Here is a 13,524-nt window from a genome sequence, read left to right as displayed (position 1 = left end):
ATGACGGGTACGACGAGCCCCGGCGGCCTCGGGGACAAGGTCCGCGGCCAACTCGCCGGCGAGGCGCGCAACCTGGCCAGCGCCATCGGAGAACGCGCGGTCCAGGTGGTGACCGAGCGGATCACCGGCGCGACCGGCCGGCTCAGCGACTACGCGAAGCAGGGCGGCGGCCCCGGCCTGATCGCCGCCGCCACCGGCGCGCAGAAGCTCGCCGAGGGCGGCTCACCGGTCAAGGCGATGGTCCATGCCGGGTTGGCCGGCGGTAAGGAGAAGGTCATGGCGGCTCTCGGCAAGGGCGGCAAGGGCGGCAAGGGCGGCGGAAAGAAGCTCAAGGTCACCAACATCGTGGAGACGATCGAGGTCGGCGTGCCGGTCCGGGTCGCGTACGACCAGTGGACCCAGTTCGGCGACTTCCCGAGCTTCATGAAGAAGGTCGAGAACGTCGACACCGAGTCCGACGAGAAGCTGACCTGGAAGGCACAGGTTTTCTGGTCGCACCGCACCTGGGAGTCCACCATCGTGCGGCAGATACCGGACAAGCTCATCCACTGGCGCTCCAAGGGCGAGAAGGGCTCGGTGGACGGCACGGTCAGCTTCCACGAGCTGTCGCCCGACCTGACCCGCATCCTGGTCGTGCTGGAGTACCACCCGCAGGGTCTCTTCGAGCACACCGGGAACCTGTGGCGGGCCCAGGGCCGCCGCGTCCGGCTGGAGCTGAAGCACTTCGTCCGGCACGTGATGACCGAGACCGTCCTCGACCCGGACTCGGTGCAGGGCTGGCGCGGCGAGATAGAGGACTCGCAGGTCGTCCGGGACCACGAGACCGCGCTGCGCGAGGAGCAGGAGGAGCGGGAGCAGGAGGAGCGGGAGCGGCAGGAGGAGCAGCCCCGTGGGCGGCGGCCGGAGCGTGCGCCGCGCGGCCGGCGCGAGCCCGAGGAGGAGGTCGACGAGGAGGCCGAGGAGGAGCCGCGCGAGGAGCGCCGGCCCACCGCGCGCCGCCGGCCACCGCAGCGCCGCCGTCCGGCCGAGGAGGAGTACGAGGACGAGTACGACGGGGGCGACTACGACGAGTACGGGGAGGAGCCGGAGGAGGAGCCGGCCCCGCCGCGCCGCCGCGCCCCGGAGCGAGCCCGTCGCCCCCAGCCGAGGGAGGAGCCCCGCCCCCGCGAGGAGCCCCGGGCCCGCCGCTCCCCGGAGGCGCCCCGCCGACCCGTGGTCCGGCGTCGACGGGAGGAGCGGGAGTGAGCATCGCGACGAGCGAGGGCCCGGCCGGCGGTGCCCTGGAACGCGGCGGGGCCGGCTCGAGCCTGGCCGACGTCGTGGAGACCGTGCTGGACAAGGGCGTGGTGATCGACGCCCAGGTCTCCGTCAACGTGGTCGGCATCCAGCTGTTGGAGATCAACGCCCGGATCACCATCGCCAGCATCGAGACGTACCTGCGCTTCGCGGAGGCGGTGGACCGGTTCGACATCACCCCCGCGGACCAGAAGGGGCTGACCGACCTGGTCGGGGACGCCGCCGGCGCGCTCGGCGCGGGCGGTGCCGTCTCCGGGATCGGCGGAGCCGTCGGTGCGCTCGGCGGCACCGTCAGGGACACCGTCGGCGGACTCGGCGCGGGCGACCGGGACGGGGGCCCGGGTAGGGACCGCGAGCGGCCCCGACGACGCCGCGACGGGGGTCGGTGAGCATGGCCGAGGAGACCGGACTGTTCATCTACGGCATCGTGCCCTCGGACGTGGAGCCGACCCCGGACGCCGCCGGGGTCGGCGACCCGCCCGGCGAGGTGGCGGCGATCCGGCACGGCGAACTGGCCGCGCTGGTCAGCGAGGTGAGCCTGACCGAGCCGATCGGCCGGCCGGCCGACCTGACCGTGTACCAGGAGATGCTGGACGGCACGGCGGCCGTGGCGCCGGTGCTTCCGGTGCGCTTCGGCACGGTCGTCACCGGGCCCGACGCGGTCGCCGACCTGCTGGACGCGCACCACGACCGGTTCGCCGCAGCCCTCGACGAATTCGAGGGCCGGATCCAGTACACCGTGCACGGCCGCTACGACGAGGCGAGCGTGATCGCGGCGGTGCTGGCGGAGAACCCGGCCGCCGCCGAGCTGGCGGACCAGGTGCGCGGGCACCCGGAGGCGGCCACCCGGCCGCAGCGGATCCGCCTCGGCGAGATCATCAGCCAGGCGGTGGAGCTGAGCCGGGAGGCGGAGAACCGGCAGCTCGTCGACGCGCTCGGCCCGCTCACCGTGGCGAGCGCACCCCGGGCGCCGAGCAACGAGCTGGACGCGGCGAACGCCGCCTTCCTGGTCGACCAGGACCGGGAGGACGAGTTCGTCGCGGCGGTCGAGGAGTACGCCGAGCAGCGCCGGGAGCTGATCCGGATGCGGCTGCTCGGCCCGCTCGCCCCGTACGACTTCGTCAGCGCCCATCAGCTGACCGGGTGAGCGGTGGACATCCTCTGGGCGCTGCTGACCCTGCCGTACGCGCCGGTGCGGGGGCTGACCGCCGTGGTCAAGGTGGTCGCCCGGGAGGCGGAGTCACGGCAGCACAACCCCGTCGACGTCCGGCGCGAGCTGGAGGCGCTGGACGCGGCGGAGGCCGCCGGCGAGATCAGCGCCGCGGAACGGGACCAGGGGCAGCAGCGGGTGCTGGAACGGCTGACCGGCGGCGCCCGGGGGGTGGCCCCCGGCGGTGGCGAGGGAGGTGAGCGCGATGGTGGATCTGATCCGCGGCGACGGCGGGCGGGCGCGCAGGAGTGAGCCCGTCGACGACCGGTACGACGAGGAGGAGTACCTCGAACCGATCTCGGCCGCCGAGGCGGCGCGCGAGGGGCTGCGGCAGGTCGTGGAGTTGACCGGCCGCGATCCCGTGGGGACCACCTCGCTGAAGTCGTCGCGGGACGGTTGGCTGGTCGGGGTGGAGGTGGTCGAGGACCGGCGCCTCCCGGCCTCCACCGACCTGCTCGGCCTCTACGAGGTGGAGCTGGACCTGGAGGGCGGCCTGCTCGGCTACCGGCGGGTGCGGCGCTACCAGCGCGGCAAGGGCGAGGTGGGCTGAGGTGACCACGCAGCCGCCACCGGTGGTGCAGAACTCCGGTCAGGTCCTGCCCGCCGGGCACGAGCCGGCCAACCTCGGCGACATCCTGGAACGCGTGCTCGACCGGGGCATCGTGATCGCCGGCGACATCCGGGTCAGCCTGCTCGACATCGAGCTGCTGACGCTCAAGCTGCGGCTGGTCATCGCCTCGGTCGACACGGCACGGCAGATCGGCATCGACTGGTGGGAGCACGACCCGTGGCTCAGCTCGCGGGCGAGGCCGCCGGTGGAGCCCGGCCCACGCGACCCGGAACAGGTGGAGGCGGAACGCCGCCCCCGGGTCGCCCGCCGGGCCGCCCGCGGAGAGGAGTGGGATGAGTTCGACGGCTGACCTCCTGCCCGCCGCCGGGCCGGCGGGCAACGGCGTCGGGGTGTGGCTGCACGGCGTGACACGCGACGTCGATCCGGCCCTGCTCGCCACGACCGTCGGGATGGACGGTGCCGCGGCGCGCGCGGTGCGGGCCGCCGGCCTGGTCGCCGTCGTCAGCGCCGCGCCGCTGTCCGAGTACGGCGAGGAGGCCCTGCGCCGCAACCTGGAGGACCTGGCCTGGTTGGAACGGGCGGCCCGGACGCACCACGCGGTCGTCGCGGCCCTGTCCCGGGGCGGCGCGGTGGTGCCCGCCCGACTGGCCACCGTCCACCACGACGACGCCCGGGTGGCGGGGCAGCTCACCGCCCGCCGGGCGGAGCTGACCGCCGTCCTGGACCGGCTCACCGGCCACGACGAGTGGGGCGTCAAGGGGTACGTCGTGCCGGGCGCGACGCCCCGCCCGACGGAGCCCGCCGGGTCGGGTGGCGCCGGGGCGGCGTACCTGCGGCGGCGCCGGGCCCAGCTCACCGCCCGCGAGGAGGGGCAGCGGATCGCTGCCGAGGCCGCCGGCGCCGTGCACGAGGCGCTGGCGGGGCACGCGGCGGCCGCCCGGCGGCACCCCCCGCAGGACCGCCGGCTCTCCGGGGCGCCCACCGCGATGGCGCTCAACGGGGCCTACCTGGTCGGGCACGGGGCGGTCGCCGGGTTCCGCCGGCTGGTCGACGCGCTCGCCGGGCGGCATCCCGAGATCCGACTGGAGCTGACCGGCCCGTGGCCGCCGTACTCCTTCGCCGACGAACGGTCCGCCGGGCCGGCGCTGACCGTACGGGAGCCGGCGTGCTGACGGACCGGGGGCCGGCGACATGACCACGTCGCTCGCGCCGAGCAGCGCCGACGACCCGCTGGCCTACCGGCCGGTGGCCCTGGTCGACCTGCTCGACCGGGTCCTCGCCACCGGCGTGGTGATCAGCGGCGACATCACCATCGCCGTCGCCGACGTGGACCTGGTCCGGATCTCCCTGCGCGCACTGGTCGCCTCCGTCGGCGCGTTGGCCCCGCCGGAACTGCGCGACGCCGTCCCGGGCGCCGCCGCCGCGACGCCGGGGACGTCGCCATGACCGCCGCGCACGGCGCGACCGGCCCGGGTGGCGGGGGCGGCGCGGTGGGCACGGGCGGACGGGGCGGTGGTGGCGTCCGGCGGGACGAGGCGGCCGAACTCGCCGCCGCGCTCGGTGACACCCGGTGGCAGCCGCCCCGGGTGACGCCGCTGGACCGTCGGCTGGCCGTCGACCGGGACTCCGTCGAGCGGGGGCTGGCCAGCCTCGTGCTCACCGTGATCGAGCTGCTGCGGCAGCTCATGGAGCGGCAGGCGCTGCGCCGCGTCGACCTCGGCGACCTCACCGAGGAACAGGTCGAGCGGATCGGCACCACGCTGATGGCGCTGGAGGAGCAGATGACGGGGCTGCGCGAGTACTTCGGCCTCGCCCCCGAGGACCTCAACCTCGACCTAGGGCCGCTCGGCCCCCTCCTGCCGACCGACTGACCCCGCCGGCCCGTCGCACCGGGGAGCCGGCGGTCAGCCGGCCCGCTTCTCTGCGTACGCGGCGAGCCAGGCGACCTGGGTCGGGTCCAGGGACGGGCGGACCCGGGCGCGGGCCGAGGCCACGTGCGCGGCGGTGACCGTGGACGCGGTCAGCGACTCCCGCATCGCGGCCAGCGCCGCCTCCCGCACCAGCGCGGCGCAGTCGGCGGCCGAGAAGCCGTCCAGCTCCGCGCCCAGCTCCGCGAGGTCCACCTCGGGTGCCAGCGGCACGTTGCGCGCCGAGGCGCGCAGGATCTCCGCCCGCGCCGGCCCGTCCGGCGGCGGCACGTAGACCAGCCGTTCCAGCCGTCCGGGGCGCAGCAGTGCCGGGTCCACCAGGTCGGGGCGGTTCGTCGCGCCGACCACCACCACGTTGCGCAGCGTCTCCACCCCGTCCAGCTCGGTCAGCAGCGCGGCCACCACCCGGTCGGTGGTGCCGCCGTCGCTGGCCTGGCCGCGTACCGGGGCGAGCGCGTCCACCTCGTCCAGGAAGATCAGGGTGGGCGCGGCCTCCCGGGCCCGGCGGAACAGTTCGCGGACCGCGCGCTCGCTCTCGCCGACCCACTTCGACAGCAGCTCCGCGCCCTTCACCGAGAGCACGTTCGCCCGCCCCGAGCCGGCCAGCGCCGTCACCAGGTAGGTCTTGCCGCAGCCCGGCGGGCCGTAGAGGAGCACCCCGCGCGGCGGCTGCACGCCCAGCCGGGCGAAGGTGTCCGGGTAGGTCAGCGGCCACAGCACCGACTCGGTGAGCGTCTCCTTGACCTCCGTCAGGTCGCCCACGTCGTCCAGCGTCACCGAGGCCAGCTCCAGGGTGGAGGCGGCCATGGTGGTGGGCCGGACGACCTCCAGCGCGGCGGCGAAGTCCGCCATGGCCACCGTCGGCGTCTCCGCCGACTTCTGCCGCAGCGCCGCGCGCACCCCGGCCTCGCGGACCAGCGCGGCCAGGTCGGCGGCGACGAAACCGGGGGTACGCCCGGCGACCTCGTCGAGCCGTACGTCGTCGGCGAGCGGGACCTGTCGGGTCAGCACCGTCAACTGCTCCCGGCGCAGGGCCGCGTCCGGCAGCGGGACGCTGATCCGCAGCGAGAGCAGGTCCGGGGCGCGCAACGCGGGGTCGACGGCCTCGGGGCGGCCCGTGGTGCAGACGACCGCCACCCCCGCCCGTACGGTCTCGGCGACCACCTGCCGGAACACGGTCGCCACCGGGCCCGGGCCGTCCGCCGGGGCGAGTGCCTCCACGTCGGTGACCAGCAGCACCCCGGGGCCGTCGGCGCGCGCCTCGGCGGCGGCGGTGCGCAGCCGGTCGGCGGCGGCCTGGTTGGTCAGCGCGGCGACCTCGGGGGCCCAGAGCGGGCTGACCCGGGCCCCGACCCGGGCGGCCACGGCGCGTACGAGCGCGGCCTTGCCGGAGCCGGCCGGCCCGGCGACCAGCACGCCCAGCGAGACGGTCGTGCCCAGCCGGCCGAGCACCTCCCGGTGGTGGAAGCCGAGGTCGAGCAGCTCGGTGAGCTCCTCGGCCTGCGCCCGCAGCCCGGGCAACTCGTCCACGGCGGGCGGCGCGTCGTCGGCGCTCCCGGCGGTCCGTCCCGTGGCGTCCACGACCGGGCCGCCGCCGCGTACGCCTGCGGCACCCGGTCGGCCCGGGCCGGTCCCGTTCGCCGTCGGGCCGCCGGCCCCGAGGCGCCCCCCACCGGGCGTGGTGCCGGCGGAGCCGTGGGTCGCCTGGCCGTGTTCCCAGCCGACCACCGTGTCCATGGTGACCAGCGAGCCGGTGTCGGGCTCGGCGGCGACCACGGCGAGCAGGGTGCTGGTCCAGGCGTACCCGACGCTGTTGGAGAGGCTGCGCCGGGCGGCCTCCACCAGGCTGCGCACCGAGGCGTCGGGCAGCACGTCCTGCGGCAGCAGCGACACGTCGTCCCCGGTCGTCACCACCTTGCCGAGCAGGGCCAGGCGGAGCATCTCGGGGGAGACCACGGCGGCGATCTGCGCCGGACCGGCGAGCAGCACCCGGCGGGCCGGGGTGACCGGCAGGGGGCTCACCGTGACCTGGCCGCCGTCGCGGATCCCGAGGTTGCCCAGCAGCAGGTCGTCGGCGTAGAGCAGCGCCGTGCTGGCGGTCGGCTCGGCCGGCGCGACGATGCCGGCGGTCGTCCGCCGGCCCGCCAGCCGCACCGGGTCGCCGGGGCGCAGCGCCAGCGCGGTGAGCACCTCGGGGTGTAGCCGGACGACGCCCCGCCGGGCGTCCAGGGCCGCCGGCCGCAGGCTCGCGGTCAGGGTCAGGTCGGGTTCCGCCACCGCCCGACCCTAGCCGCCGTGGTCACGCCGCGCCCGCCCCCGGGGCGTCGTGCGCCGCGCGGGGCCCGTCACCGTCGCCGAGCAGGGACGGGTCGCGGCGGATCAGCGCGGCCAGCCGCGCCGCCGGGTCGGGGGTCAGCCCCTCCCGGGTTGGCGTCCAGGCCGGCACGGTCTTGACCGACAGGGGCCACTCCGGCGGCGGCGCGGTGGCCTCCGTGCCGACCGTCACGCCCGCGTCGGTCCAGGCGACCCGCAGCGGGTACGCCTGCCCGTCGTGCTCCACCCGGATGCTGACCGCCGTGCCGGGGTGGCCGGCCAACACTCGGCGGACGGCCTCGGCGACCTCCGCCACGGGGTCGCGGGGTTCCGCGCCCCGCCGCGTGTCGGCCCAGCCCGGTCCGGCGTTGCGTACCTCGGCCCGGGTCCCGGCGCGGCCCGGGCCGGAGCCGTCGTGCGCCTCCGCCGGCTCGGCGACCTCCCCGCCCACCGCCCCCGCGTCGGCGGCCCGCCGGCGCAGGGCCTCCTCGCGGCGGGCCATCCGGGCCAGTGTCTCGTCCAGTCCACCTCTCATCACGACCACCCCTTCTCGCGAAACGGGTCGAACCGCCGCGGCGGTTCAGGACTTTTTCTCCCGGGTGGCCCGCTCCAGTGCGCGGTCCAGGACGACCAGCAGGGCGTCCCGCACCGAGAGCCGGTCCCGGGCGTCGAACTGCACCAGGGGCACGTGGTCGCCGACGGCCAGCGCCCACCGGATCGCGTCGAGGTCGTGCGCCAGCCGCCCGTCGAAGGCGTTCACGCCGACCACGAAGGGCAGGCCGGCCCGCTCGAAGAAGTCGATCGCCGGGTAGCAGTCGTCCAGCCGGGCGCTGTCCACCACGACGAGGGCGCCGAGTGCCCCGCGGGCCAGGTCGTCCCACATGAAGCCGAAGCGGGCCTGCCCCGGCGTGCCGAACAGGTACAGCTTCAGGCTGCGGTCGATGGTGACGCAGCCGAAGTCCATCGCCACCGTGGTGGTGGTCTTCGCGGAGCGTACGCCCGGGTCGTCGATGCCGATCCCGGCGCTGGTCATCTCCGCCTCGGTGGTCAGCGGGGCGATCTCGGAGATCGCGCCGACCGTGGTGGTCTTGCCGACCCCGAAGCCGCCGGCGATGAGGATCTTGACGGGGATCGGCGGCGCGGCGGCCGGCGCGGGCCGGGGCACCGAGGCCACGCCCGTGGCCGGCGACCGGTGCGGCGGCGGCGCGGACGCGGCGGGTTGCGGCCCCGTCGGGGAGCCGTACCGGGCGGCGGCGCTGTTGGCGGCGATCCCGCCCAGCGGGGCGGCCGGCCATTCAGGAGATCGCACGGAGTCCATCAATCACTCGGAGGATGATGTCGGGGTCGAGGGCGTCGGCGCCGTCGTGCACGTCCAGGTGGCCCGCCGCGCGGAGGTCGCCGACCAGCACCCGGGCCACACCGAAGTGCAGCCGGGTGCGGGCGGAGATCTCGGCGACCGAGATCGGCTCGTCGCAGAGCGCGACGATCGCCTGCAACTCGGGCGCCAGCAGGTTCAGCGGCGCGGCGCGGTCGGTCGCCGGTCGGGCGGTCACCTGCGTCTCCAACCCGATCGCCGGGTCGGCGCCGGTTACCCGCCCGGCGGTGAGCACGAACGGGCGCGGGCCCGCCGGCCCGTCCTCGGGCGTCGGCGTGGCCGTGGCCGCCGGCAGGCCGGGGCGGGCGTCGTGGGGGGACGACGCGCGCAGGTAGGGCCGGATCCGGATCGTGGGCTCCGGGTCCGGTCCCTCGCCGACGACCTCCGGGGTCATTGCTGAGCGGCGTTCTTCAGCTCGGCGATCAGTCTCGGGGTGAGGGCGCCACCGGCCCGGCCGGCGAAGAGCGTCATCTCGTAGGCCACGGTGCCGAGGTTCGCCGAGCGGTCGGCGACCACCCCGAGCACGGAACCACTGCTGATCGCGCTGATCAGCAGGTAGCCCTCGGCCATGTCCACGACCACCCGGTTCACCCCGCCGAGGGCGTACCAGCTCGCGGCGCCACCGGCGAGGCTCGTCATGCCGGAGACCACGGCGGCGAGCCGCTCCGCGTTGGAGCGGTCCTTGATCGCCGACATGGCCATCAGCAGACCGTCCGACGAGACGGCGATCGCCTCCAGCACGCCGGCCGTGCTGGAGGTGAAGGAGTCCAGCAACCAGTTGAAGGTGCGCGCCTCCGGGCTCAGGTCCCCGGCGCCCGGGTTCTGGTGGTCGACGTTGTCGTGCAGGAAGGGGCTGGTCACCGTGATGTTCCCTCTTCGTAGCGGTGGTCTTGACTGACTTCACGCAGAGCGCGGGCGACGCCCGCCTCGAACTCGGTGAGGAGGTCGCGGACCTCGTCCGGATTTCCCGGGTGCGGGCTGTCGGGCTGCCGGGCCGGGGTGGCGGCGAGGTTGGCCCCGGGCACCCGCCGGGTCAACTGGCCCGGCACCGTGCCGTCCGGGGTACGGCCGCCGCGCTCGGCCCGGCGTACGCCGGACTCGACCGCCTCGACGAGGGCGCGGGCGGCGGCCGGATCGGCGCCGCCGGCCTCCACCGGCCCCACCACCGGCGGGTCGGCGGGGCGCAGGGTGGCCCCCGGCACCCGCTGGCGGATGCCCGGCGGGGCGGCGCCGGCCGGCGCCTCGGGCTCGCCCCCGGAGCCGAACGCGTCCCAGGGGGCGCCGGACTCCATGCTGCGCGTGGCGCGGCTCAGCAGCGCCGCGTCGAACCCGGACGGCGGGGCCCCCGGCGCCGTCCCGACCGCCGCGCGGGGCAGGGCAGCCGGTGCCTCGGCCGCTGTGGCGTGGATCCGGGCGGGCGGTGCCTCGGCCGCCGTGGCGCGGACCCGGGCCGCCTCCGGCGCGTCGGCGGGGGAGCGCCGGTCGCGCGCGGGTACGGCGGCCCGGGCCACGGCCACGCCGGCCCGCTCGGCGCGGTGGATCACCAGCGAGCTCTCCGGGACCTCCAGGTGGGCGGTCACGCCGCCGCCAGCGGTCGGTGCCAGCCGCACCGTCCAGCCGTGCCGGCGGGCCAGCCGGCCCACCACGAAGAGCCCCAGCACCTCGGTCGGTGCGAGATCCAGCCGCTCCCGCCGGGTGAGCCGGGCGTTCTCCTCCGCCAGCCGCTCCTGCGTCATGCCGATGCCCCGGTCGACCACGGTCAGCCGCGCCCCGGAGCCGGTCTGCTCGCCGTCCACCGTGACCCGGGTGTGCGGCGGGGAGAAGACGGTGGCGTTCTCCATCAGTTCGGCCAGCGCCAGGACGAGGTCGCCGACGGCGCCGGGCGCCACCGACACGCCGGGCGGGACCCGCACGTCGACGCGCGTGTAGTCCTCGATCTCGCCGAGCGCCAGCCGGACCACGTCGCCGAGCGGCACCGGCGCCACGTGGGGGTCCGCGCCGGCCGAGCCGGAGAGCACCACCAGGCTGCCCGCGTTGCGGCGCAGCCGGCTGGAGATGTGGTCGAGCCGGTACAGGTGCTCCAGCCGGTCGGGGTCGGTCTCCTGCCGCTCCAGCCGGTCGATCAGCGCGATCTGCCGGCCGACGAGGTTCTGCGTACGGCGGCCGACGTGGCCGAACATCTGCGCCACGTTGCGCCGTCCGGCGACCTGCCGTTCGACGAGCCGGGCGGCGGTGCTCTGCACCCGGTCGAACGCGCGGGCCAGGTCGCCGATCTCGTCGCGGGCCCGTACGTCGACCGGGTCGAGGCGCACCGGCGCTACGCCCTCGGTCTCGTCGTCGGCGACCCGGGTCAGCTCCGCCTCGGCGACCCGGGCCACCCGGTCGGCGGAGCGGGTGAGCCGGGTCAGCGGCCGGGCCACCGTCCTCGCGACGGCCGCGCTGAGCAGCACCACCACGGCGAGGATCAGGGTGGCGACCCCACCGACCAGGTACGCCTCGGTCAGCGCCCGGCGCTGCTGCCGGGTCACCTCGGCGATGACGTCGGCGACGAGCTTCTTCTCGATGAACTGCCCGAAAGTGATCATCGAGCGGACCGACGGGAAGAGCGCGTCCAGCGGGATGTCCCTGGTCGCGCCGGCCGGGTCCAACGCGCTCGTGTGGAGGAAGTTCGCGCTGGTACGGGCGGCCACGGCCGCGTCGTTGAGTCTCGCCAGGGCGAACTGCTCCGGGGTGATGAGGCTGCGGAACCGCTGGTTGTCCACGCGCAGCGCGGCCATGCAGGCGACGTACGAGGCGCTCGCCCGGGGCGCGCCGGTGGCCTTGACGAGCACGATCAGGGTGGCGCAGGCGGCCAGCCCCTCGTCGGCGCGCAGCAGCCCGTCGAGGGCCAGCACCTGCCGTCCCGCCGCCGTCTCCGTGTTCACCCCGAACGGCAGCCGCAGCGACTCGATCAGCGCCGTGTTGACGGGCCCGTACGCGGCCATGATCTGGTCCGGGGTGGCGGCCCCGGCGAGCACGGCGGCCCGCAGGTCGGTCAGCCCGCGTACGCCGTGCAGGGCCTCGGCGACCCGGCTCGGCAGCTTGTCGCCCCGGGTGGCCCGCAGGTCGGCGACCCGGTCGTCGACGCTGGCCGTCCGCTGCACCAGTTCGGTGCGGGTGACCCGGCCGAGCAGCAGGCCGACGGAGAGGACGCGTTCCTGTTGCAGGTCCTGCACGAGGGTGCCGATGCGGCTGGCGACGCGGACCCGCTCGGCGATGTCGCCGGCGCGTTGCGCGGCGGACACCCGGTCGAGCACCGCCGGCACGGCCAGCCCCACGATGCTGAGCAGCGGGATGACCACGAGCAGCGCGAGCTTGCCCCGGATCCGGAGCCTAGCGAGCAGCATCGGCGGGCCCCCACTGCGCGCCGGGTTCGCGGGCCGGCCCCACGGGCTGGAGTCGACGCGGTTCGGCGGTGGGCGGCCACGGCGTGGCCTCCGGCGGGGTGGCGGCCCCGTCCCGCTCGCGGCGGGCCTGTGCCGCGCGCTGTCGGGCCCGGCGGGCGGCGGCGAGCCACACCGCGCCGAGTGCCGCCCACAGCAGTACGGCCAGCACCCCCGCCGCGACGGTCAGCCACCGGCTGCGGTCCAGGCCGCCGAGGCGTTCGGCGAGCAGCGCGTCGAGTTCGTCCAGGATGACGGGTTGGAGCTGCTCGGCGGCGGCCTGCGCGTCGCGCCGGGCGTCGGTGATCTGCGCCTGGTTGGCAACGGCGTCGCGGCCGGTCGGGGCGGAGTTGGCCGCCAGCGCCTCGACGGCCCGCTGGTACGTGTCGAGCGGGGTCAGCACGCTCGCGCCGAGGTCGGCGCTCTCCGAGCTGTCCACGGCGGCCCGCAGGTCGGTGACCAGGTCGCCGGCCGGGGTGAGGACGGCGACCCGGAGGGCGGCGATCTCGACGGCGGTGCGGTTGCGGTCGGCGGCGGGCCGGCGGGCGGCGAGCACGGCCAGGTCCGCCAGCCGCCCGGTCGCCACCACCGTCTCGGGCAGGTCCCGGCTCGCGTGCTGGAGGAAGAAGGAGTCCGACCGGGGGTCGCGGACGAGTCCGGAGGTCTCCCGGACCTTGTCGTGCAGGGCCAGCAGCAGGTCGGTGGCCTCGCCGTACGCGGCGAAGGCCGCCTCCGGGTCGGCGGGGCCGCGGGCGCCCAGCGCCTCGATCTTGGCCCGTAGGCCGGCCCAGCGTTCCTGGGTCCGCAGCTCGGCGCCGATCCGCGTGTCGACGGAGGCGGCGGCCTCGACCGCGCGGGTCAGCGCCGCGCTGTCGGCGGGTCGGGCGGCGACGGCGGCGGACTGGGCGTCGATCAGGGCGTGGGTGACCGGGCCGAGGGCGCGCAGGTACTCCACGCCCAGCCGTTCCCGGCTGGCCAGGTCCCGGTCGTCGGCCGTGAGCCGCCAGGTCTGCACGAAGAGCAGGGTCATCGGCGCGAGCAGGGCGACGAGGAGCAGCAGCGGCAGTACGCGGCCCACCGTGGTGGGCCGCCGGCCGGCCGGCGGCGCGGGGACTGTCATGTCTGTCTCCTCCGGCGGGAGCACGGGATGGTGGTGGGTGTCGGGGGTCGACGGTGAAGTCCCGTGCACCGGACCGGAAAACTAACCGACCAGCGGGGAGTTGATCCGGCCGTCGAACAGTCAGCTTTGCGTCATGAAGCCCGAAGTGACCCCTGGGTGACTCGGCGGGCACGGTGGGTGCCGGGACGGAGAGTGGCAAGGATGGATCGGAGTGGATTTCCGACGAACATCGGAATTCACGTGATCCGAATTCATCTTCCTGGGACGGTCTGGACCGCGTGCCCCGGAC

The 13,524-nt window shown here is 76.1% G+C and carries 16 protein-coding genes; 9 read left to right on the top strand and 7 right to left on the bottom strand.

Translation table 11 applies throughout. The features are described 5' to 3' along the window. The 9 genes from AC5L34_RS03465 to AC5L34_RS03425 are packed head-to-tail and all read left to right on the top strand — an operon-like array spanning position 1 to position 4,948. Positions 1-1,245, top strand: a complete 1,245-nt coding sequence (locus tag AC5L34_RS03465; protein ID WP_494823776.1) for an SRPBCC family protein — start codon at positions 1-3, stop codon at positions 1,243-1,245. Beyond that, positions 1,242-1,685 (top strand): gas vesicle protein GvpJ, encoded by a 444-nt coding sequence (gvpJ, locus tag AC5L34_RS03460; protein WP_441176187.1) that lies wholly within the window; start codon positions 1,242-1,244, stop codon positions 1,683-1,685. The genes AC5L34_RS03465 and gvpJ overlap by 4 nt, the downstream gene beginning before the upstream one ends. A 2-nt stretch (positions 1,686-1,687) precedes the next feature. Further along, complete coding sequence (locus AC5L34_RS03455; RefSeq protein WP_494823775.1) at positions 1,688-2,443, top strand: GvpL/GvpF family gas vesicle protein; 756 nt, start codon at positions 1,688-1,690, stop codon at positions 2,441-2,443. A 3-nt stretch (positions 2,444-2,446) separates the two neighbouring features. After that, a complete protein-coding gene (locus AC5L34_RS03450; RefSeq protein WP_441176185.1) occupies positions 2,447-2,758 on the top strand; it encodes a gas vesicle protein GvpG in 312 nt (103 codons plus the stop codon). Beyond that, positions 2,712-3,056 (top strand): gas vesicle protein GvpO, encoded by a 345-nt coding sequence (locus AC5L34_RS03445; RefSeq protein ID WP_363896366.1) that lies wholly within the window; start codon positions 2,712-2,714, stop codon positions 3,054-3,056. Before AC5L34_RS03450 ends, AC5L34_RS03445 begins: the two co-directional genes overlap by 47 nt. Position 3,057: 1 nt before the next feature. Next, positions 3,058-3,426 (top strand): gas vesicle protein, encoded by a 369-nt coding sequence (locus AC5L34_RS03440; RefSeq protein ID WP_088998131.1) that lies wholly within the window; start codon positions 3,058-3,060, stop codon positions 3,424-3,426. After that, positions 3,410-4,249 (top strand): GvpL/GvpF family gas vesicle protein, encoded by an 840-nt coding sequence (locus AC5L34_RS03435; protein ID WP_441176184.1) that lies wholly within the window; start codon positions 3,410-3,412, stop codon positions 4,247-4,249. Before AC5L34_RS03440 ends, AC5L34_RS03435 begins: the two co-directional genes overlap by 17 nt. Before the next feature lie 19 nt (positions 4,250-4,268). After that, positions 4,269-4,523 (top strand): gas vesicle protein, encoded by a 255-nt coding sequence (locus AC5L34_RS03430; RefSeq protein WP_441176183.1) that lies wholly within the window; start codon positions 4,269-4,271, stop codon positions 4,521-4,523. Continuing rightward, the gene (locus AC5L34_RS03425; RefSeq protein WP_441176182.1) at positions 4,520-4,948 is read left to right on the top strand and encodes a gas vesicle protein K; all 429 of its coding nucleotides are present in this window, start codon (positions 4,520-4,522) and stop codon (positions 4,946-4,948) included. Before AC5L34_RS03430 ends, AC5L34_RS03425 begins: the two co-directional genes overlap by 4 nt. Before the next feature lie 33 nt (positions 4,949-4,981). Here AC5L34_RS03425 and AC5L34_RS03420 read toward each other — a convergent pair whose 3' ends face one another. The 7 genes from AC5L34_RS03420 to AC5L34_RS03390 are packed head-to-tail and all read right to left on the bottom strand — an operon-like array spanning position 4,982 to position 13,235. Further along, on the bottom strand, positions 4,982-7,282 hold the full coding sequence (locus AC5L34_RS03420; RefSeq protein WP_441176181.1) for an AAA family ATPase: 2,301 nt from the start codon (positions 7,280-7,282) through the stop codon (positions 4,982-4,984). Positions 7,283-7,304: 22 nt separating this feature from the next. Further along, positions 7,305-7,853, bottom strand: coding sequence for a hypothetical protein (locus AC5L34_RS03415; RefSeq protein WP_494823774.1), 549 nt, complete (start codon positions 7,851-7,853; stop codon positions 7,305-7,307). Positions 7,854-7,898: 45 nt separating this feature from the next. Continuing rightward, positions 7,899-8,636, bottom strand: coding sequence for a GTP-binding protein (locus tag AC5L34_RS03410; RefSeq protein WP_494823773.1), 738 nt, complete (start codon positions 8,634-8,636; stop codon positions 7,899-7,901). After that, entirely contained in the window at positions 8,614-9,087 is a 474-nt protein-coding gene (locus tag AC5L34_RS03405) for a DUF742 domain-containing protein (protein ID WP_441176178.1), read from the bottom strand. Before AC5L34_RS03405 ends, AC5L34_RS03410 begins: the two co-directional genes overlap by 23 nt. Further along, positions 9,084-9,554, bottom strand: a complete 471-nt coding sequence (locus AC5L34_RS03400; protein WP_441176177.1) for a roadblock/LC7 domain-containing protein — start codon at positions 9,552-9,554, stop codon at positions 9,084-9,086. Before AC5L34_RS03400 ends, AC5L34_RS03405 begins: the two co-directional genes overlap by 4 nt. After that, on the bottom strand, positions 9,551-12,079 hold the full coding sequence (locus tag AC5L34_RS03395; RefSeq protein ID WP_494823772.1) for a sensor histidine kinase: 2,529 nt from the start codon (positions 12,077-12,079) through the stop codon (positions 9,551-9,553). Before AC5L34_RS03395 ends, AC5L34_RS03400 begins: the two co-directional genes overlap by 4 nt. Further along, positions 12,066-13,235, bottom strand: a complete 1,170-nt coding sequence (locus AC5L34_RS03390) for a hypothetical protein (RefSeq protein WP_494823771.1) — start codon at positions 13,233-13,235, stop codon at positions 12,066-12,068. The genes AC5L34_RS03395 and AC5L34_RS03390 overlap by 14 nt, the downstream gene beginning before the upstream one ends. Positions 13,236-13,524: the final 289 nt, after the last annotated feature.

It is taken from the genome of Micromonospora sp. ZG13, assembly GCF_059359355.1.
This window is presented reverse-complemented; position numbering and strand designations above follow the sequence as displayed.